This is a genomic window from Desulfosarcina sp., from assembly GCF_041551955.1.
Taxonomy (GTDB): Bacteria; Desulfobacterota; Desulfobacteria; order Desulfobacterales; family Desulfosarcinaceae; genus Desulfosarcina.
In genome coordinates this window covers 1-19,119 of the sequence record NZ_JBFELV010000047.1, presented here as the reverse complement: position 1 = coordinate 19,119, position 19,119 = coordinate 1, and the positions used below count along the sequence as shown (strand labels likewise).

21 protein-coding genes are annotated in these 19,119 nt (G+C 58.7%); 3 read left to right on the top strand and 18 right to left on the bottom strand.

Annotated features, from left to right (window positions below):
• Positions 1-206, top strand: a 206-nt coding sequence (locus ABYV26_RS05960; protein ID WP_372679104.1) for a hypothetical protein, incomplete at its 5' end; no start/stop codon positions are given.
• Here ABYV26_RS05960 and ABYV26_RS05955 read toward each other — a convergent pair.
• The 18 genes from ABYV26_RS05955 to mltG form a co-directional block, all read right to left on the bottom strand.
• A complete protein-coding gene (locus ABYV26_RS05955) occupies positions 203-403 on the bottom strand; it encodes a cold-shock protein (protein ID WP_372679102.1) in 201 nt (66 codons plus the stop codon). The genes ABYV26_RS05960 and ABYV26_RS05955 overlap by 4 nt on opposite strands.
• 308 nt (positions 404-711) lie before the next feature.
• Positions 712-1,560 carry a substrate-binding periplasmic protein gene (locus ABYV26_RS05950; protein WP_372679100.1) on the bottom strand — a complete coding sequence of 283 codons (849 nt, stop codon included), beginning with the start codon at positions 1,558-1,560 and terminating at the stop codon, positions 712-714.
• A gap of 293 nt (positions 1,561-1,853) precedes the next feature.
• On the bottom strand, positions 1,854-2,636 hold the full coding sequence (locus ABYV26_RS05945) for a dihydropteroate synthase (RefSeq protein WP_372679098.1): 783 nt from the start codon (positions 2,634-2,636) through the stop codon (positions 1,854-1,856).
• Positions 2,633-3,877: a U32 family peptidase gene (locus tag ABYV26_RS05940; protein WP_372679096.1), complete on the bottom strand. Its 1,245-nt coding sequence runs from the start codon at positions 3,875-3,877 to the stop codon at positions 2,633-2,635. Before ABYV26_RS05940 ends, ABYV26_RS05945 begins: the two co-directional genes overlap by 4 nt.
• A gap of 116 nt (positions 3,878-3,993) precedes the next feature.
• Entirely contained in the window at positions 3,994-4,824 is an 831-nt protein-coding gene (gene cbiR, locus ABYV26_RS05935; RefSeq protein WP_372679094.1) for a cobamide remodeling phosphodiesterase CbiR, read from the bottom strand.
• 91 nt (positions 4,825-4,915) lie between these two features.
• Complete coding sequence (gene cbiB, locus ABYV26_RS05930; protein WP_372679092.1) at positions 4,916-5,878, bottom strand: adenosylcobinamide-phosphate synthase CbiB; 963 nt, start codon at positions 5,876-5,878, stop codon at positions 4,916-4,918.
• Positions 5,868-6,977, bottom strand: a complete 1,110-nt coding sequence (locus ABYV26_RS05925; RefSeq protein ID WP_372679090.1) for a histidinol-phosphate transaminase — start codon at positions 6,975-6,977, stop codon at positions 5,868-5,870. The genes cbiB and ABYV26_RS05925 overlap by 11 nt, the downstream gene beginning before the upstream one ends.
• The gene (gene cobS / locus ABYV26_RS05920; protein WP_372679088.1) at positions 6,974-7,702 is read right to left on the bottom strand and encodes an adenosylcobinamide-GDP ribazoletransferase; all 729 of its coding nucleotides are present in this window, start codon (positions 7,700-7,702) and stop codon (positions 6,974-6,976) included. The genes ABYV26_RS05925 and cobS overlap by 4 nt, the downstream gene beginning before the upstream one ends.
• On the bottom strand, positions 7,699-8,247 hold the full coding sequence (gene cobU, locus ABYV26_RS05915; RefSeq protein ID WP_372679087.1) for a bifunctional adenosylcobinamide kinase/adenosylcobinamide-phosphate guanylyltransferase: 549 nt from the start codon (positions 8,245-8,247) through the stop codon (positions 7,699-7,701). Before cobU ends, cobS begins: the two co-directional genes overlap by 4 nt.
• 173 nt (positions 8,248-8,420) lie before the next feature.
• Positions 8,421-9,785, bottom strand: coding sequence for a cobyric acid synthase (locus tag ABYV26_RS05910; RefSeq protein ID WP_372679085.1), 1,365 nt, complete (start codon positions 9,783-9,785; stop codon positions 8,421-8,423).
• Between the two features lie 9 nt (positions 9,786-9,794).
• Entirely contained in the window at positions 9,795-9,989 is a 195-nt protein-coding gene (locus tag ABYV26_RS05905; protein ID WP_372679083.1) for a hypothetical protein, read from the bottom strand.
• Positions 9,990-10,116: 127 nt separating this feature from the next.
• Positions 10,117-10,641, bottom strand: a complete 525-nt coding sequence (locus tag ABYV26_RS05900; RefSeq protein WP_372679081.1) for a cob(I)yrinic acid a,c-diamide adenosyltransferase — start codon at positions 10,639-10,641, stop codon at positions 10,117-10,119.
• A 138-nt stretch (positions 10,642-10,779) separates the two neighbouring features.
• The gene (gene cobJ, locus ABYV26_RS05895; protein ID WP_372679106.1) at positions 10,780-11,526 is read right to left on the bottom strand and encodes a precorrin-3B C(17)-methyltransferase; all 747 of its coding nucleotides are present in this window, start codon (positions 11,524-11,526) and stop codon (positions 10,780-10,782) included.
• Positions 11,523-12,608: a cobalt-precorrin 5A hydrolase gene (locus ABYV26_RS05890; protein WP_372679079.1), complete on the bottom strand. Its 1,086-nt coding sequence runs from the start codon at positions 12,606-12,608 to the stop codon at positions 11,523-11,525. The genes cobJ and ABYV26_RS05890 overlap by 4 nt, the downstream gene beginning before the upstream one ends.
• Positions 12,605-13,381, bottom strand: coding sequence for a precorrin-4 C(11)-methyltransferase (gene cobM / locus ABYV26_RS05885; RefSeq protein ID WP_372679077.1), 777 nt, complete (start codon positions 13,379-13,381; stop codon positions 12,605-12,607). The genes ABYV26_RS05890 and cobM overlap by 4 nt, the downstream gene beginning before the upstream one ends.
• Before the next feature lie 59 nt (positions 13,382-13,440).
• Entirely contained in the window at positions 13,441-14,658 is a 1,218-nt protein-coding gene (gene cbiE, locus ABYV26_RS05880) for a precorrin-6y C5,15-methyltransferase (decarboxylating) subunit CbiE (protein ID WP_372679075.1), read from the bottom strand.
• Between the two features lie 248 nt (positions 14,659-14,906).
• Positions 14,907-16,010, bottom strand: coding sequence for a cobalt-precorrin-5B (C(1))-methyltransferase CbiD (cbiD, locus tag ABYV26_RS05875; RefSeq protein ID WP_372679073.1), 1,104 nt, complete (start codon positions 16,008-16,010; stop codon positions 14,907-14,909).
• Positions 16,007-17,023 (bottom strand): endolytic transglycosylase MltG, encoded by a 1,017-nt coding sequence (gene mltG / locus ABYV26_RS05870; protein ID WP_372679071.1) that lies wholly within the window; start codon positions 17,021-17,023, stop codon positions 16,007-16,009. The genes cbiD and mltG overlap by 4 nt, the downstream gene beginning before the upstream one ends.
• A 141-nt stretch (positions 17,024-17,164) precedes the next feature.
• On the opposite strand from mltG, the gene ABYV26_RS05865 reads away from it, so the two are divergent.
• Positions 17,165-18,331, top strand: coding sequence for a radical SAM protein (locus ABYV26_RS05865; RefSeq protein WP_372679069.1), 1,167 nt, complete (start codon positions 17,165-17,167; stop codon positions 18,329-18,331).
• 194 nt (positions 18,332-18,525) lie between these two features.
• Positions 18,526-19,053, top strand: a complete 528-nt coding sequence (locus ABYV26_RS05860) for a hypothetical protein (RefSeq protein WP_372679067.1) — start codon at positions 18,526-18,528, stop codon at positions 19,051-19,053.
• The last annotated feature ends 66 nt before the right edge of the window (positions 19,054-19,119 follow it).

The following is a 19,119-nucleotide window of genomic DNA, read 5'->3' as shown; positions in this document are numbered from 1 at the left end:
GTGTTCCTTATCTCAGGGACGTCCATGGGCTTGGCAGGGAACACGCCGCGGACCATATTACTGTCATGTTGTTGAGTTTCGCCGTTGGGTCCCTTTTTTCCGGGACACCAGCGGGCCGAGAGACGGATGCCCATAAATACAAAAAAGGGGGACCCTTCAACATTCTGAAGGAGTCCCCCTTTTTAAATTGGAAAACGAAGCGTTAGACCACGGTCACATTGGCTGCGGCAGGACCCTTGGGGCCCTGTTCGATGTCAAAGGTAACCCGGTCGCCTTCGTTGAGAGATTTGAATCCGGTGGCATTGATTGCCGAATGATGAACGAAAACATCAGGACCGTCTTCTTGCTCAATAAAACCAAACCCTTTGCTGTCATTGAACCACTTAACGATGCCATTTGCCATGCTAACTTCCTCCTACGAATAAAAAATTTAAACCATGCTTCAGACTTCAGGCGCCACTTTGACAAGACAAATGGATCGCTCCCTTAGAAAGAAACCGGTCCGCCAACACCGGCGGACTCTTATTATCTGCATCTCATATCATGCAAAACAAAAAAAGCAAGTCAATTATCAACCTTACACAGAAAACGGGATGCTGGTGGACCGGCTATTGCTTTTTCGCATCCAATTTCTGGCCTGAACGGCGTCCAATCGCGTTTCAGTTGAGGGCGGAAACCGTTGGTTGATCCGGGTTCGGCCGCCGTGATTTCTTATTTTAGATCAGCGGCCGGTTTAATGGACAGTTTGGCTTCCTCGGCCAATCGATCCAGGGTGCCGTCTTTCTTCATGGCTCTTAAAACGACGGCCAGTCGGGGAGCCAACGCATAATGTTTTTTATGCAGGTAGGGAAATACCGGAACCACCTCCATGATTCCGGCCGGAACAATCTTTGAATCGGCGAACGCCGATTCATCCAAGACACTCTCCACGGAGGTCTGGAGCCCAATCAGCACATCGATCCGACGGTACTGCAACATTTTCAGGCCTTGACGAATATTGTTCACCCCTTGGAGATGCCTTGCATTCACATGGCCCACCAACCTTCTTTCGATCACTTTGATGCCCCGGGGATAGCCAATTACAAATGGTTTGTCCGCAAGATCCGTCCACCCGTTCAAGCGAATGGACGCATCGGCCGCATAAGCGCCAATGCTGACAAAAAAGGTGGGCTCGCTGACCTCGACCAGATTGGAATACTTGGCTGCCAGGGTGGCATCGAATTGAATCCTTCCGGCCTCTCCGTCCATGCGGCCCGCGTTGGATTCGACCAACGCTCTCTCAGAGGGAAACGCATGCAATTCGAATCCATATCCCAGCCGCGCGAAGGCCTCATTGAATTTCAGCACTGAAAACCGGTAAAGATAGGTGCCCTCGAGTTCCGGAATGGCCAGCCGGATAACGCCGTTGCGTTGCCCTGGGGCTGGCAGCTTAACGGGCGATGTTTCGAATGCGGTGTTTTGGGCCGATGGTTGCGCGACACATGTCAACAGAAGGGCGAACAGGATCAAGATCCAATTGCAATGGGCCGACGGGGGCCCTTGAACGAACATTCGCGGCATCTTTATTCTCCTATAGATAACATGAAACGATACAAAAACGGTTTCAAATTAAGTCGAGCGTTCATCGCTGCGATGAATACCGTCGGCATGATCCCGGTGGATTGATGATTAATCCAAGTATCTCAAGATATCGGCGTGGTGTCAAAACCTAAGCCTGCCATCGCATTGATTGGGTTCTGAACACCTTGCGGTTTACGTCGGCCGATAGCGGCCATTAAACTGCGATAGCGATCGCCTGCACCGCTGCTTGTCGGAGCGAAGCAGAGCATCCGCCCATCGGGGCCGCGGGGGAGTCAATGCCAGCTGAAAACCGTCCTGTCGACGATGCGTTGAGACGATCTGGCGACCCGCATAAGGGCAGGGTCCAGGACATTCAAAAGAACCATGTCCACCCCCGCGCAGACGAGCATGGGCAGGAAGGCGGCCTGGTAGCGTCGCCGTTTTTCGGGATTGGGTGCTCCAGTGGTGAGGTTGGACAGGCCGGCGATGGTCCGCACCGGAAAGCCAAGCAATTCAGGCAGGGTCCGGAGCACTTCCCGCACAGCCATGTTCTGGCGGTTGCCGTCCTGCCAAGCCAGTGGCGCCACGACAGGGTCGATGACGATGCGATCGGGCGAGATCCCAGCGATTTGAATTTCGTTGAAGAGGGCCACGGCAACCTCCATGCGGCCCGGGGCATCAGCGGGCACGTGTCCGTCAGGGCCGAGCAGGTAGCCGATGATGTCGCAATCATACTGGCGGGCCAGGGGCAAGATCCGTTTCAGCCGTTCGGGCTCCAGGGACACTCCATTGATCATCGCTTTTCGGCGGCCTACCGCCAACCCGGCCGCTATGGCCCGGGGGCTGGCGGTGTCCAGAACGATGGGGAGGTCGACGGTTTCCTGCACGGTGCGGACCAGGAAGGTCATCTTCTCTTCCGGAGCGCGGGACAGCGGGCCGCTGTTGATATCGATGGCCTGGGCCCCGGCGACGATGCAGGCGTGAACCATCTGCCGGATGGGCTCGGGGTCCAGCCGTTCCACGGCGCGGCCGATGGCCGGCAGGGTGACGCGAAGGTTGTCGGCGATGACGATCATGGTTGCCCAGCGGCGGCCTCCTGCTCGCGGCGTCGGATCAGGTCCAATCGCCTGGGCGGCAGGCCGAGGTAAAGGGTCGCCGTGGAACCGGGCTGGGCCAGTGATTGGGTAATACCGTGATCATCCGTGATGCGCTGAATCCTATCTTCCCGGGTGGGGCCGCCGGGGCAGAGAATGTCCACCGCCTCGCCTGAAACGATTTTGTTCTTTACCAGCACCCGTACCCCGCCGTCCGGGGCGTTTTCGATCACCTTGGCCACAAATCGATAGCCGGGATGGATGACGTCATCCAGGTTGGCCGCCGTCTGGTCCGGGTCTCCAAAGTAAAATCCGGTGCAGTAACCCCGGTGGCTGATGGCGGACAGTTCGGCCAGCCAGCGTTCCTGGACCCGATAAGCGTCGGGGTCCCGATACCAAGCATCGATGGCTTCCCGGTAGACCTTTACCACGCCGGCCAGGTAGTGGATGCTTTTCATGCGGCCTTCGATCTTGAATGAGCAGATGCCGGCGTCGATCAAGGCCGGCAGATGCTCGATCATACACAGGTCCCGGGAATTGAAAACATAGGCCCCCCTGGGGTCTTCGGCGATGGGGAAGTGCTGCCCGGGGCGGGTCTGTTCCATCAGGGTGTAGTGAAACCGGCAGGGCTGGCAGCACATGCCGCGGTTGCTCTCCCTTTTTTTCATGTAACCGGACAGCAGGCAGCGGCCCGAATAAGCGATGCACATGGCGCCGTGAACAAAGGCTTCCACTTCGAGGCCGCTGTTAGCGCTCATCTCGCGGATTTCCTCCAGCGTCAGTTCGCGGGCCCCGTTGACGCGGGTGGCGCCCAGATCCCGCCAGAATTGAGCGGTGCCGGTGTTGGTGGTGTTGGCCTGGGTACTCACGTGGATGGGGACATGGGGGAGCAGTCGGCGGGCCTGCATGAATATCGCTGGATCGGCGACGATCAAGGCGTCCGGGTCGACCGACGCCAGGGATGCCAGGTAATCGGCAATGGCCAGTGCTTCGCTGTCCCTGGAGAAGATGTTCACGGCCACGTACATGTGCACCCCACGTTCACGGGTCAGGCGGCGGGCGGCCAGCATGTCGGCCAGCGAGAAGTTGGCGGAAAAGTTTCTTAGGCTGAAGTCCCTGCCGGCCAGATAGACGGCGTCAGCACCATAGTGAACGGCGATTTCCAGTTTTTCCGGTGTGCCTGCCGGGGCAAGCAGTTCCACTTGCGTTTTCGTTGAGGCCATCGACAATCGGTCACCTTTCCGGATAGTGAATTCAAGAGCCAGGAGCCAGCATTTAGGAACATGGCTTCACTCCATGCCCAGCTGTCTTGCGAACAAATGGCAGCAATCATTTCGGACTAAACGTTATCCGCCTCCATTTTGAACCATTGATCGAGCAGGTGCGCCATCGAGGTGTTCAGGGCCTGGAATGAAAAGACTTCCAGGGAAATTACACCCCTGAATTGTCGCAATATCTCCAACACCTTGTCCATGCGGTCTGATGACAGTCGATCCAGCGGCAGGTGGTCCTTGGTGCGGTCCACCCCGTGAAGGTGGGCAACGGTGATCCGCTCTTTCCAGCGGTCGAAAAAAGTCGCCAGGTCAACCTCGTTGACCATGAGATGACCCATGTCCATGCACACGGAAAGGTCGAGAGCCTCGATGACGGGGGCGAGCCGTTCAACGTCGCCGTCCAGGTTTTCCACGGACATCCGACGGCTGGGGACCCCGGTCGCCAGAACCGCTTCCAGGGATGAAGCGGAGCGGGCCTGCCAGCGGCGGCTGTCCGGTTCGGATGGGTCACGGTTGAGATGCAGGGTGAAGCTAGTGGGGTTCAGCGGTGCGCAGCGGTCAATTAGTTGCCTTAATACCGCCACCGCCGAATGGCGGACCGCGGGGTCACGGTGTCCCAGATAAATGTCTGTGGGCAGATGGACGTTATAGGTGATTTGGCCGGAACGGGCCTGCTGAACCAGGTCCCGGATCAAGGCAGGGTCGGGCAGGCTGTCCTTGAAGCGGCTTTCGAAAAAGAGCAGTTCGATCTCGTCCACAAACGGTGCAAGGTGACGAACGTTGTCCAGATAGCCCGCTGGATAGACAAATGAAGGGCAGGCCAGGGAAAAGGGAAAGGCGTGCTTGCATGGCTTGTCCAGCGCCGGAAACGGTTGTGTTTGCTTGTGCGCGTTCATGGGTTCGGGGTTCGAGGTTCCGGGTTCAGAGGGTCGGGGTTTCAGCTTTGACCACGCAGCTTATCAGCTCAACAGCTTATGACGAAGGCTTCTACATCACCAGTGGCCGGAGAAGAAGCACAGTCACCGCAGCCATAAAAACCAAGATTGAGGTGGTCAGCATCAGACGGCAGGCCTGCCGGATGTGAGCCGGCCTGGCGTCGGCGAATCCGGTGCCGATAATTGGCTTTTCCATCAGCCGGCCATGGTAATGGTTGGGACCCCCCATCCACAATTCCAGGGCGCCGGCGAAGGCGGCTTCCGGGTATCCGGCGTTGGGACTGGCATGGGCGCGTCCGTCCGTGAAGGCCGTTGCCAGTGCCGCCCGCCCGCGTCCGTTGAGCAATTGTGCGGCCAGGGCGATGAACGGCACGGCCAGGCGCGCGGGGATGAAATTGGCGACGTCGTCCATGCGGGCGGCAAAACGGCCGAATTGCAGGTATCGGTCGTTCTTGTACCCGACCATGGAGTCCAGGGTGTTGATCATCTTGTAGGCCATGGCCAGGGGGGCTCCGCCCAGCACGGCGAAAAACAGCGGGGAGACGAACCCGTCCACCAGGTTCTCGGCCACGGTCTCCACCGCAGCGCGGGTCACACCGCTTTCATCCAGCCGATCCACTTCCCGGCCCACGATCATGGACACCGCCTGCCTTGCGGCGTCAAGACCCACGTGGCCAAGGGCTTGTCCCACGGCCAGGGCGGCTTCGGCCAAACTGCGGGCAGAGATGCAGACGTATATCATCACGGCCTGAACCAGGATCCCTGCGGCGGGGTGGATGGCTGCGGCAATCCTGACCAGCAGCAGGCCAATGATCCATACGGATATGACCAGCAGGATCGCCATGAGTGCACCGGCAAGCGTCTGCTTGAGCGGAAACACTCGACATCGAGGCTCCAGCCAGGTGATGGACTTGCCCATCCATCGCACCGGATGGGGCAGCCACAGCGGATCGCCCAGCAGCATGTCCAGGGTCACGGCCAGGGTCACGGCTAAGGCCAATCCTTCAGCGGGCATGGCGGCCCCCCGGATCGGCGTGGTCGCGGCACAGGCTGACCAGCAGGTCGGCCGCCCGGCGATTTTCCGATTCGCTTTTCAAGGAGATGCGGATAAATGCGTCGGACAGGCCGGTAAAGTTAGTGCAGTCACGGATCAGGATGCGGTTGTCGGCCATCTGCCGCCACACCGTCGATGCACGCAATCCAACGGGCAGTCGTATGAGAGCAAAGGAGGTAGCCGATGGGAAACATCGGGCTCCGGTCTTTTGGTGGATACATTCTTCTATTCTAACTTTCTCCCTTTCTAACATATTTCTGGTAGAGGAAAGGAAGATGTCTACCTGATCGGGGCGGTCCATGAGCCATTTCACCGCCGCCTGGGCCAGGCTGTTCACCGACCAGGGCAGGGCCAGGGGGGCAAGAGCCTGCATCAGCGGTCCCGGTGCTTTGACAAATCCGATGCGCAGTCCCGGGATGCGAAAGGCTTTGGACATGGAGTTGAGCACCATGACATTGGGCAGGTCCGAGCCGATCATGGTGGCATCTTCCGGCATCGGCGCAAAGGGCAGGTAGGATTCGTCGACCACGAAGACCGTGTCGGGCATGGACCGGCACAGGGCGTCGACATCCGATCGAGCCACCAAGGCACCCGTGGGATTGTTGGGATTGCACAAAAAGACCAGGTCAGCCGGCCTTGCCGCGTTCCGGATGGCCTGCATATCCGGCACGAAATCATCTTCCTCGCGGCAGATCAGATGGTTGCAGACCACCTGGTTCATGGTGCAGGCATCCCGGTAGTCGGAATAGGTGGGGCCGACCACCAGGGCTTTTTTCACGCCCAACGCCCGGGGAATCAGGTAGATCAGCTCGGTCGTGCCATTGCCTGCCATCACCTGCCGGGGATCGATGCCGTAAAACCGCGAAAAGGCGGCGACGACGCCGCTGGCATCCACTTCGGGCAGGGCTGCGACGGCCGATATACCGGCCTGTAAATGCTCGAGCAACGCCGGCATAGGGCCAAGGGGATTGACGTTGGCGCTCATGTCGCTGATTTCCGATGGTCGGCACCCCAGCTGCTGGGCCAGGTGATAGATGTTGCCCCCGTGTCCGCCGATCATGGTCCGCCTCCCACGCACACCGCCAGTAGCAGAAGCGCTTCCAGGATCTCGGTCATGGCGCCGAGCAAATCGCCGGTAATGCCTGCCAGTTTTTTGCGGTAAAACCAGATCATGGCCATGGTGGCAGCGGCGAAAAACAGGTTCAGCAGGAGGCCCTGCCATCCCAGAAACAAGGAGAGGATGACCGGGACGGCCAGATATTTAAAGTCCACGGCAGACAGGGGCGTTTCAAAAAAAGCGCTGCCGGTACCCTCCTTTCCCCGGGCATAGGGCAGAACGCGTATGCCCACCATCATGGCTGAGCGGGCATACGCCGGAACGATCATCAGCGCCAGAAACCGTCCGTGGGCGATATTTCCAACAGCCGCGGCTTTGACGATCAATACGCAGGTCACGGCCACCAATCCCATGGCGCCCACCCGGCTGTCCTTCATGATGGCCAGGGCTTTTCCCCGCTCATGGTGGCCGTAAAGGCCATCTGCCGCGTCCGCCAGGCCATCCAGATGAAAGGCACCGGTGACGACCGCCAGCAGCACCACATCCAGCACCCCGGCCACTAAAGGCGGCCAGACGGCCGAGGCGAACAGGTCGAACAAGGCCAGAATCAAGCCAATGGCCAGTCCTGCCAGTGGAAAATGAACGATGATCCCTTTAGGATCGAACGGTCGGGGTTGTCCCATCGGAATGGCGGTGATGAACTGCAGGGAGGCGATGAATGCGTTCATAGGGTCGTGTTCTGATAGGGGGGTTTGATGGTCACGGGAATGCCGGCCACGGTCCAGACCACGCGGTCACAGGCGGCGGCGACGGTCTGGTTGGTCCAGCCGGCCAGGTCCCGGTAAAGCCGGGCAAGGCGGTTTTCCGGAACGATGCCGGATCCCACCTCGTTGGAGACGAGTATCACCGGGTGTGGGGCCGTTTTCACGGACTCGGCCAGCTCGTCGATTCGTCGCCGAATCTTTACGGTGTCCTGGGTCTGCATGAGCAGGTTGTTCAGCCACAGGGTCAGGCAGTCCACCAGCATCACATCCGCAGCCGGACTGTGGGCGTGGATGGCTTCTGCCAGATTGACGGGGATTTCCAAAGTACGCCAAGTGTCGCTGCGCTCGCGCCGGTGCCGGTCCACCCGGCCCTGCATCTCGTCGTCATGGGGAACACAGGTGGCCACGAACACGCGGCGCCGCCCCATGGCTTCGGCCAACTGCAGGGCATGGCTGCTTTTTCCGCTGCGGCAGCCGCCCAGAACCAATATTTTATTGTTTTCAGTCACGATGATTCTTCTCTTGATTAAGACCTAAACCGGATAAACCGGAAATAACAAACTTCAAACGACAACTTCCAAATAAATTCCAAATTACACTGTCCAAATCTCAAATAAGGGCAATCACCAACAGTTGATTGTCATTTTTTCCAGTTTGGAGTTTTGGAATTGGTTATTGTGATTTATTTGTCATTTGATTTTTGGCTATTGTGATTTGTCTGTTTGTTTTTGATCTTCACCAGCGCACCTATCCGTTCCACATCTATATGGCAGCGGAAATGATCGGCCAACAGGGCATACTGATGCATTTTAGCGTCCAGGCCGCCGACGACCGGCACGTCGACACCGGTGATCCCCGCCGCATCGAGCCATTGGGTGATCATTGCTGGGGTGTCGAACAGGCCGTGCATGTAGGTGCCGATGGCCCGCCCATGGTCAACCACACATCCGTCGGCGTCATTTACCGCCTCGCCATTTCTCTCATGGACCACCAGCAGAGGCTTTCCTCCGTGTAATCGGGTCTGGCCCATATGGATCTCATAGCCGGTCGCTTCCATGCCGCCCCAGGAAAACCGGCTGAGGGTCGTGGTCTTGGGTGCCCGGAGTACCGTTTCAACCGGCAGCAAATCCAGGCCGGCGGTCGCTCCCGGCTCGCCTTCCAGACCGTCGGGATCGTGGACCCGGCTTCCCATCATCTGATAGCCCCCGCAGATGCCGGTGATGCGGCCGCCTCCGGCGTTGAAGTCGGCGATGCGGGATGTCCAGCCGCTGGTTTTCAGCCATGACAGGTCGAAGCGTGTGTTTTTGGATCCCGGCAGGATGACGGCGGAAAAGGCGCTAAGATCCTGGGGTCTTTCCAAAAAGTGGACCGTTAGGCCCGTCACCGCCCGCAGCGGATCGAAATCGCTGAAGTTCGAGATGTGGGGGATGCGGATCACTGCCACCGCGGGCCCTCCATCCGCATTGGCCACCATTGCTCGGGGGCTTTCGATCACCACCGAGTCTTCGGGGTCGATGCGGATGTGGTCATACCATGGCAATACGCCGAACACCGGTAGGCCGGTTCTCTCCTCGATCCACTGCACACCGTCCGCGAATAGCCGTATATCTCCCCGGAACCGGTTGATGATGAATCCGGCCACCCGGTCGCGGAAGTGTCGGGGCAGGCACTCCAGGGTGCCGACCAACTGGGCGAAAATGCCGCCGCGGTGAATGTCACCCACCAGGATTACCGGGGCATCCGCATATTCGGCCATGGGAAGATTGACGATATCGTGGGCCATGAGGTTCACTTCAGCGCAGGAGCCGGCGCCTTCCATCACCACCAGGTCGTAATTCGACCGTAGGCGGTCCAGGGCATCGTTGGCGGCCTGTACCAGCCTTGCCTTCTTCTGATGGTAATCCATGGCCGTCTGGTTGCCGATGGCCTCACCCAGGAGCACCACCTGTGATCCCACATCGCTGGTGGGTTTGAGAAGAATGGGGTTCATGTCCACGTGGGGGACGATTCCCGCGGCCTCGGCCTGGACGATCTGGGCCCGGCCCATCTCCAGCCCCTACGGGGTAACTCCGGAGTTGTTGGACATGTTCTGGGCCTTGTAAGGCGCCACCCGCAACCCCCGGTCTGCAAAGATGCGGCACAGGGCAGCGGTGATAACGCTCTTGCCCACATCGGAGCCGGTGCCCATTACGGCGAGGCAGGGGGCTGGAAAGGGGTTAAGTCGATCTCGTGTTTGATCGGTAAGTACCAACGACGTTGCACCTTCAAATGGTGTAGTATTAAAATAGTTTTAAGTGGTTCAATCTCAAGTCAAGGATCAGGTCGACTATAGCTCATAGAAAAGGATAGAATACCTTGACTTAAAACTTAACCCGCGATTATTTTTCTATTCCAACCCTTGCTGCCACCCCATCCTGGAAATAGTGCTTGACGGCTTTCATCTCCGTCACCAGATCGGCCTTGTCGATGACGCGTGGGTCCGCCCCCCGGCCGGTGATTACCAGCTCCACAGCGGCGGGCTTCTGAGTCATGATCGCCAGGATGTCGTCAACCGGGAACAGCCCGCACATGGCCGCCACGTTGCCCTCTTCCATGATCACTACCTGGTAGCTGCCTGAGTTCATGGCGCTGCGGAGGGCTCGCAGACCCTTTCGGCCGGCGGCTCGATCTTCCGGCGACGGTTTTCCCTTGACGAAACGGCCCTGCCCAAACTGTTCTACGGTGATCCGGTCCGCAAAGCGAGAGAGGGCCTTGATTTCGCTGTAGTCGCCGGATTTGATGAACTGGGCGATGTAGACATTCAAGCCTGCACCGGCGGCCCGCAGGGCCAACCCCAGGGCGGCCGTGGTCTTGCCCTTGCCGTCTCCCGTATAGATCTGCGTATAACCTTTATTAAATGTCATTTGAGCATTTTTTGTGTTTATTGACACCGAAATCAATCGCTGTTTGGTAGCATACAAAGTGTTAAGTTTTAAGATTTAAGTGTTAAGTGAAGGATAAAAACGATAGAATACATAAACTTAACACTTAACACATAAAACTTAACACTGTTTCCCACCAATATCATACTTATCCGCATAACCCCGCGGCGTAACCATAAACCCATCATATGTAAAAGTGCTCGAATTGCCCACAAACACAGTGGTCTGCATGTCCACATCGGCCCGGTGAAGATCAGCGAGCGTGGTGAGCGTGACCCGCTGGTTCTCACGCATGGCTCCGGTGACGATACCCACCGGTGTGGCCGGGTCACGGTGCTCGAGGATGATCTGTTGGGCGTGGGCCAGGTGATCGGCCCGGCGCCGGCTTTTCGGGTTGTAGATCACGATCACGAAATCGGCCCTGGCCGCCGCGTCCAACCGGGCTTCGATGGTTTTCCAGGGCGTGAGCAGATCGCTCAGGGAGATGGCGGCAAAATCGTGGGTCAAGGGAGCTCCCAGAAGCGAGGCGCCCGAGCAAAGCGCGGGAATGCCTGGAACCACCTCGACAATCAGTCGGTCCGGATTTTTATCACTTTCGGAAACACCAATGGCAATGGCCCGCTGCCGACACATTTCCAGTACCAGCCCGGCCATGGCATAGACGCCAGGGTCTCCGCTTGAGATCACGGCACAGGCGGTGCCGGACAGCGCCAGGTCAAGGGCTGCGGATACCCGGTCCACCTCTTTTTTCATGGCCGTACTGACGATCTGCTTGCCTTGGATCAGCGGTCGGACCAGGTCGATGTAAGTGGTGTACCCGGCAACGGCGTCGACGGTTTCCAGCACCTGGGCGGCGCGTCGGCTCAGGTGCTGGGGTCCGCCGGGCCCGATGCCGACGATATAAAGCCGTCGGCGGCCACCGCCACGGTGACGTTGGCCGTCTTTTGCTTGGGAACGATCAGTCGCCCCCGGTTTGTCGCCAGCAGGGCTGCGGCTTCGCATACGCTTTTGACTCCTATGTGTTTTTCGACCATGGTCGACGGGGTGGGCACCTGCGCCACCCCCTTGAGCCGGTCACGGGTGAATATCGTTAACGGTAGGTTCAAGAATTCGGCCAGGGCCAGCAGCCCGGGCTCGTCAGCCTTCAGATCCACTGTGGCCAGACTGCGGAGGCTGGAGATGGCCAGACGGTTTGCGGCGAACGTATCCACCAGCAGATCGCGCATCTCTTCGACCTTTGCGCCCCGGTTGCATCCCAAGCCGGCCACCAATGACCCGGGTCGCAATACCAGTACATGGGGGGGCAGGTCAAGGCACATGTGATCCACGAAGATACCGGCATCGTGTCGGCCGAATTCGACCACGGCAGATGCGATCACCTGGTCTTGCGGCAGCCGGTGGGCCACTATTCCAAAGGGGTCGTGGATAAAGATCGGGTTGCCGGTGATCAGGGCCATGTTGACAGATTTGATGGCCTCGGGATTCTCGATGGTCAACTTGTTTTCCGTGGCGATGACGTCGATGGCCGGCAATCGGTTGACGTCGGTGGCGGTGGTAATCACCGGCAGTCCGCCGGTGGCTCGGGCCACTTCCCGGGCCAGGGCGTTGGCCCCGCCGATATGGCCGGAGACCAGGCTGATGGCAAACTGGCCGGCCTCGTCGCAGACCACCACGGCCGGGTCCGTGGTCTTGTGGTCCAGACGGTGGGCGATACTGCGCACCACGATGCCCGTGGCCATGATGAAAATATGGCGGGGAAACCCGGCGAACTGCCGGCTTACTTCATCTTTCAGCCGGGCAAAGCGCATGGCACCGGGGATGGTCGTCTTCAGTTTCTGGGACATAAACAGGGTGCAGCCGGGAATCCCGTCAGCGATAAGCCGGGCCAGTTGGACCCCGTTTGGGGTCAGCGCCCAGACGGCGGTGCGGTCAAGGGCGGCCCGCTTCACTGCTGGTCCTCGGCCTCACGGTAGCCGTGGGCAAAGTGGCGGTCGTAAAGCTTGGAGTGGTGAACCAGGGTCTCCAGGCTTACCTCCAGCACGCGTCCGACGACCACCAGGGCGGTTCGGGTGATCTTCTCTTTTTTTACGGTAGCGGCCAACTCACCGGCCGTGGTCCAGAGGATCTTCTGATCGGGCTGGCTGGCCCGATAAACGACGGCGCAGGTTCCTTGGGATCCATAGGCCTGCGAGAGAATTCGCGACATCTCGTCGACCATGGAAATGCTCAGGTAGATGGCCATGGTGGCCTGATGGGCGGCAAGGGATGCCAAGGATTCGGTTTCCGGCACCGGCGTCCGTCCGGCCAGACGGGTGAGAATAAGCGTCTGCGACACCTCGGGCAGGGTATACTCGACGCCCAGGGCCGCAGCGGCGGCAAAGGCGGCGCTGACCCCCGGGATCACCGTGTAGGGTATGTTACGTTGCGACAGCTTGGCCATCTGTTCGAAGATAGCCCCGTAGAGAGAGGGATCGCCGGTGTGCAGGCGCACAACTTTCTGACCTGACTGCCAGGCGTCGGCCATGCTCGAAATCATCTCATCCAGGTGAAGGCCGGCACTGCTTAAGTGGCGGCAATCCGGCCGGGTCCATTTGAGCAGGGCCTCGGGCACCAGTGAACCGGCATAGACCACCAAATCGGCCGCAGCCAGGGCCTGCTGGCCCTTGACCGTGATCAGATCCGGATCGCCGGGACCGGCCCCGCAGAAGATGACGGGGTTCAAGGAGGCTATATCTGTAGCAAAGGATGGGTGAGTCACGATGGATGCTTTCTTTTAAAATCTCAGGGACGGTGGCCGGTGACAATCCAGACGGGGTTGACCGCTTCCAGACGATGGCTAAAGGGCATGGCGATCGTTCGGTTTACCTGTATCTGAACTATGTCCACGTCAAAGCCGAGGCCATCCAGGGTATGCATGGCCGTAGTGAGGTTGTCGACCAGGACGGTGTTGACCACGATGATGCCGGCTGGCTTCAGGCGGTCGGCGACCCTGCGGATAATGTCGGCCAGGGCCCTGCCGCCGCCGCCGATGAACACCCGGTCCGGGTCGGGCAGATCGGTCATGCCATCGGGCAGGCAGGATTGAACGACCTGCATGTTGCCGATGCCGAAGCGAGCTCGGTTTTCACGAATGTGCCGGATCCGCGACGCTTTCTGTTCCACGGAGTAGATGTTTCCCCGGGTGATGGTCAGCCCGGCCTCAATGGATAATGAACCGCTGCCGGCACCCAGATCCCAGAAGACCGCCCGATCGAACAGGCGCAGCCGCGACAGGCTTACCGCACGGACTTCGGCCTTGGTGATCAGACCCTTTTCATGAACGAAGCGATCGTCGGGCATGCCGGGAAAAAGGGACGGGGTGGTCTGTCTAACCGGGTCGGGCTTCAGGACCACCAGATTGAGATCGGAAAAAGTCATGCTGCGTGCTTCCGCCGGCGTGGTCCGGACGATCCGTTCGTCCTGCATGCCCAGCCGTTCCAACACGCACATGCCGACGTCGGAGAAGCCGTTTTCCTCCAGGATGCCCGCCAACCACACTGGACCATGGGTCGGGTCCGTGTAAACGGCCACCGTATCGCCGCCGGCCAGGTGCCGCAGCAGTTCGCCGGTGTGGCTGCGGCCATGCAGGCTTACTACCCGGACGTCCTGCCAGGGTTCGCCCAGACGGGCGAAACCGGCCGCCACGGTGGAGACATTGGGCAGGATGTGCACCCGTTCGGCACCCAGGCGCCCCACCAGGAACGCGCCGATACCATAAAACAGGGGATCCCCGGAGGTGAGCACCACGATGGTGTTGTCGGGCATCTTTCGATCCAGAAAATCGCCCAATCCGTTTAGATCCCTGTCTACCAACCGCCGCCGGCAGGTCAGATGGTCGAATGGGGCGAGAAGGCGTTTCCCGCCAACGAGGATGTCGGCGGCCTCGATGATCGATCGTTGCCGGCGAGTCAAGTCGTCAGGGGAGACGCCCATGCCGATGACGGTGATGGGAGGGGCCACTGGGTGTCCTTTTATTGCGCCTAAATCAGACAATAAAGAAGCATGAGGATACGAAAACCAAATTCATAAATAACAAATTACCAATCACAAATCTCAAATAAATTCCAAATTATAATATCCAGGCCCACAAGGTTTGGAATTTTAAATTTGATTATTGTGATTTATTTGTCATTTGGTTTTTTTGGTGGTTGTCTTTTTTCGTCTTCAGTCCTCAGGGATCTGATCTCAACCATGAATGCGCTGCCACACTAGCCCCAATCCGGCTGGGTGTCAACTGCCGTGGTGCCGTCGTAATCGAATATTACACAGCGGACGCGAATCTTGCCGGCGGAGAATCCCACCGCGCAATGTCGGGCCTGCTCGGCCACGTGGGCGATTACCGCCGGTGCCATTGCCTTGAGTGGGTCGAAGGCGTGCCGGGCGGTGTTGGCGGCGGCGATTCGGCGGGCCAACGCCGGGTTTTGGGTCTGCTGCAGCGTCCATTGGGCGAGGGTTTCCAGGGTCAGTTCTGATTTAGCCGCGTGGGTGTGGGGGATGTTCTGGGCCATTTTAACCGCTTTTCCGAAAAAGACGGCCAGGGTCGCCGACAAAAATCTGCGTGTTGCGGCGGCGGTCATGGCTGCCTGGAAGAAGTCACCGATTTGAATGAAAGACTCGTCGGCCAGCGACGGCCAGCAATTCTGGGCGAAGCGTTCGCTGCGTCTGCCGGTGGTCAGCACCAGATGCGTCAATCCGGCGGCGCGGGCCACATCCATGGATTTTTGGATGGTGGCTACATAGGCCTCGTGGGACAGGGGCCGGACGATGCCTGTGGTGCCTAAAATGGACAGGCCGCCAATGATACCCAACCGCGCGTTGAGTGTTTTTTTAGCCAGCCGCTCCCCCTCGGGCACGAATACCTCAACGTGGATGCCGGCATCGATGGGATGCGCGTCGAGCAGCGAATTGATGCTGTCGGTGATCATGGTAATCGGACCTTGCGTAATGGCCGGGCGACCCGGCGGAATGCCGAGGCCGGGCTTGGTCACCACACCGACCCCCGCACCGCCGGTGATCCGAACAGGATCCTCACCCCATCGGTTTTCCAGGGTCACCTCGGCACCGATTTCGGCGCCATGGGTGATGTCTGGATCATCGCCGGCATCCTTGATTACCGTGCAGGTAGCCTTGTTCGAATCCACCAACCGGCACCCATGAATCGCGATCGTCGTGGTCTCTCCGGTCAAGAAGGTGATTCCCACCGCTGTCGGCACCTGACCGGTAAACAGTAGTTGAAGCGCTGCTTTGGCGGCTGCGGCCGCCGCTGCACCGGTAGTGAAACCGGATTTGAGCGTGTCCGGCTTTCGTTTCAACGTTTTCTATTCCTCAACTGGTACTTTCTTACCGCCGCGTTGTGCGCCTTGATGGTGGTGGAGAACTGATGGGTGCCGTCTTTTTTCGAAACGAAATAGAGATAGTCGCTTTGAGAAGGGAAAAGGGCCGCTTCCATGGCAAGGGCCCCTGGACTGGCAATGGGGCCCGGTGGCAGTCCCTTGATTTTGTAAGTGTTGTAAGGGGTATGGGTTTCCAGATGTCGGCGCTTGATGTTCCCATCAAAATCGGGGATGCCATAGATCACGGTGGGATCGGTCTCCAGGCGCATGCCTTTTTTCAGCCGATTGTGAAAAACAGAGGATATCAGCGGGCGTTCCTCGGGGGCCCCGGTCTCTTTTTCGATGATGGAAGCCAGGGTGACGACCTCGTGGACGGTCATTCCCACGGCTTTCGCCTGCTGCTCCCAGGCCGGTTTATAAGCCGTCCTGAACTGTTTGACCATCGTGGTGATGATGGTGGCGCTGTCCAGCCCCCTTGGAAAATAGTAGGTGTCCGGGAACAGATACCCTTCCAGGGTATCGGCCTCGATGCCTAACCTTCGGGCCGTCTCCCGATCGCGGGCTGCTTCGAGAAAGGTTTCCTCCGATTCCAGGCCGGCAGCAGAGACCGCCGCGGCGATTTGAACCAGGTTATATCCTTCCGGGATGGTGAGCCGGTAAAGGTGTACCCTGCCCTCCACCATCTGGCCCAGGATCTCCCTCGGCGTCATGGCAGTGGAGAAAATGTATTCCCCGGCCTTGAGCAGTTTGTCCTTCTTGTCGAGTCTGGCCAGGATCGTGAAGCGAAGGGCATTCGAAACCAAGCCGTCCTGTTCCAGGGCATCGGCAGTCTGTTTGAGCCCCTGACCCGGGGCAACGGTGAACAGCTTCTCCTGGACGACCGTTCCCACCGGACGCTCCGCCCAGGTTTTGAGATGCATGTACAGCACCCCTGCGGCACAGATTCCCAAAAAGATCAGTGAAAATACGACAATTCCCAGTTTCTTAAGCATTCCTCGCCACTTTCGGTATTCCGCCCATTTAGAAAACTTACCATAAAGCATGCCGTCGACGCTTGTCAAAGGGGGTTTATTTTTGAATCGATGACAGGTATACATAAAGACCAACCGTATGCAGACAGGAGACCGGTGGCCATGACTCAGCGCCAGCATGACAAAGATCGTTACCACGGGTTCGAACAGGGCCCCATCCGGCCGCCCAGCGAAGCCGGCAGTCTGTTGGTCCGGGTCACCCGCAACTGTCCCTGGAATCACTGCACCTTCTGTCCAGTGTACAAGGGGGCCCGCTTTTCCGTTCGCCCCGAAGCCCACGTGATCGACGATATCGAAGCGCTTCACCGGCAAGTGGAGGCGCTGAAGCGACTCGCCGACGGATCCGGTCACATTCTGCGTCAGGATATCAATGAATGGATGCAGGGCCTCGCCGCCCATGAACGGCAGACATTCGGGGCCGCACTGAATTGGTATGCCGACGGCATGCGTTCTATCTTCCTGCAGGACGCCAACAGCCTGGTGGTCAAGCCCGACCAACTGATCCGGATCCTGCGTCATCTTCGATCCCGATTTCCCTGGGTCGATCGGATCACCTCCTACGCCCGCTCGCACACGATCGCACGCATCAGCGACGACCACCTGAGGCAGATGCGGGAGGCGGGGCTGAATCGGATCCACATCGGCCTTGAGTCCGGTTCGGACGCGGTGCTCAACCGGGTCCGAAAAGGGGCGGACAAACGCACCCAGGTCAAGGCCGGGCAAAAGGTAAAAAAGGCCCGCATCGAATTGTCCGAGTACGTGATGCCTGGACTGGGGGGCAGGGACCTGTCCAGGGACCATGCGCTGGAAACCGCCGACGCCCTGAACCAGATCAATCCGGATTTCATCCGCTTGCGCACGCTGGCCATCCCCGACGGGATTCCCCTGGCCGAAGAGTATCGCAACGGGCGCTTCGTCAAGCTGAACGATATCGAGATGGGCCGGGAGATCCGGTTGTTCATCGAGCGCCTCGACGGCATCACCAGCATGATCGTCAGTGATCACATCCTCAACCTGTTCGAAGAGGTCCAGGGCCGTCTCCCCGAAGCCAAAACCGCCATCCTTGCAGTGCTGGACCGGTTTCTCGATCTGTCTCCTAAGGATCAGTGCCGCTTTCAGGTGGGCCGCCGCCTGGGCATTTTTTCCAGCCTGGTCGACATGAACAGCCCTAAAAGGCTTGCCAAGGTGGATGCCTTCTGCGCCCAGCACGGTATCACACCGGCCAATGTGGATGGGATGGTCGATGAGATGATGAAGCGCTTCATATAGTGCCCATCCAGAAACGGCATCTTGCGGCCCAGCCCGGCGTTCTCACATTTTCACAATCCTCGACGTAGCGCTGCTACGCCTGCGGGTGCGAAAATGCTGCGGCCTTGGCCTGAACCACAATCTACCATTTCTAAATGGGCCCTGTCTCGGTAGAAAACTTTGTATTTCGGGCAATCAACCGGAAACCGCCGATCATGGGACTCAATTACAGCTTCAAGGCCGCCAGGAAGAAAATCGATGCGCTGGACGTTGATGAGCGCCAGGTTCTTAAGGCCATCTGCCGGGATATCCACCAGGCCCAGGAGGTGTTGTCCCACAAAGCCGCCCCCATTCTTGACAGGTGCATGGTCAAATGCCGGGGCCTTTGCTGCCGGAACATCCATCCTGCAGAGATCATCACCGAGTGGGATCTGATTTACATTCTCTTCATGGCACCCCAAGTCGAAAACGCCATGGCGGAATGCCTTGCCAGAGAGGGTTTTTTTCCTTCAGACTGCATTTTCCTTGAAAACGGCACCGGACCCTGCCTTTTCCCCGACAACCTGCGGCCGGAGCGCTGCATCATATCCTTTTGCCGGGTGGAGCCTTCCGTGGAAAAAGAGATCGGCCCGGTGATGGACGGTTTCAGCCGGCTGATTCGCTTTTTCATGTTCAGGCCGCTTCGCCGGCTGCCTGGATGGCTGAGGCCGAATCATTCCGCCCGCCACGACACCAACGATTAAATTTTAACGGATTCATAAAATCCCGATATCTGCGTTACGCTTCATCCTTCGTCACTGCGGCGTACG

What these genes read in the sequence shown, in the direction of transcription:
- ABYV26_RS05865 (WP_372679069.1), top strand. Translation starts at nt 17,165, where the DNA reads ATGACTCAGCGCCAGCATGACAAAGATCGTTACCACGGGTTCGAACAG.
- cbiR (WP_372679094.1), bottom strand. Translation starts at nt 4,824, where the DNA reads ATGAACGCGCACAAGCAAACACAACCGTTTCCGGCGCTGGACAAGCCA.
- ABYV26_RS05945 (WP_372679098.1), bottom strand. Translation starts at nt 2,636, where the DNA reads ATGATCGTCATCGCCGACAACCTTCGCGTCACCCTGCCGGCCATCGGC.
- ABYV26_RS05860 (WP_372679067.1), top strand. Translation starts at nt 18,526, where the DNA reads ATGGGACTCAATTACAGCTTCAAGGCCGCCAGGAAGAAAATCGATGCG.
- ABYV26_RS05925 (WP_372679090.1), bottom strand. Translation starts at nt 6,977, where the DNA reads ATGATCGGCGGACACGGGGGCAACATCTATCACCTGGCCCAGCAGCTG.
- cobS (WP_372679088.1), bottom strand. Translation starts at nt 7,702, where the DNA reads ATGAACGCATTCATCGCCTCCCTGCAGTTCATCACCGCCATTCCGATG.
- cbiB (WP_372679092.1), bottom strand. Translation starts at nt 5,878, where the DNA reads ATGCCCGCTGAAGGATTGGCCTTAGCCGTGACCCTGGCCGTGACCCTG.
- ABYV26_RS05900 (WP_372679081.1), bottom strand. Translation starts at nt 10,641, where the DNA reads ATGACATTTAATAAAGGTTATACGCAGATCTATACGGGAGACGGCAAG.
- ABYV26_RS05940 (WP_372679096.1), bottom strand. Translation starts at nt 3,877, where the DNA reads ATGGCCTCAACGAAAACGCAAGTGGAACTGCTTGCCCCGGCAGGCACA.
- mltG (WP_372679071.1), bottom strand. Translation starts at nt 17,023, where the DNA reads ATGCTTAAGAAACTGGGAATTGTCGTATTTTCACTGATCTTTTTGGGA.
- ABYV26_RS05955 (WP_372679102.1), bottom strand. Translation starts at nt 403, where the DNA reads ATGGCAAATGGCATCGTTAAGTGGTTCAATGACAGCAAAGGGTTTGGT.
- ABYV26_RS05950 (WP_372679100.1), bottom strand. Translation starts at nt 1,560, where the DNA reads ATGCCGCGAATGTTCGTTCAAGGGCCCCCGTCGGCCCATTGCAATTGG.
- ABYV26_RS05910 (WP_372679085.1), bottom strand. Translation starts at nt 9,785, where the DNA reads ATGGGCCGGGCCCAGATCGTCCAGGCCGAGGCCGCGGGAATCGTCCCC.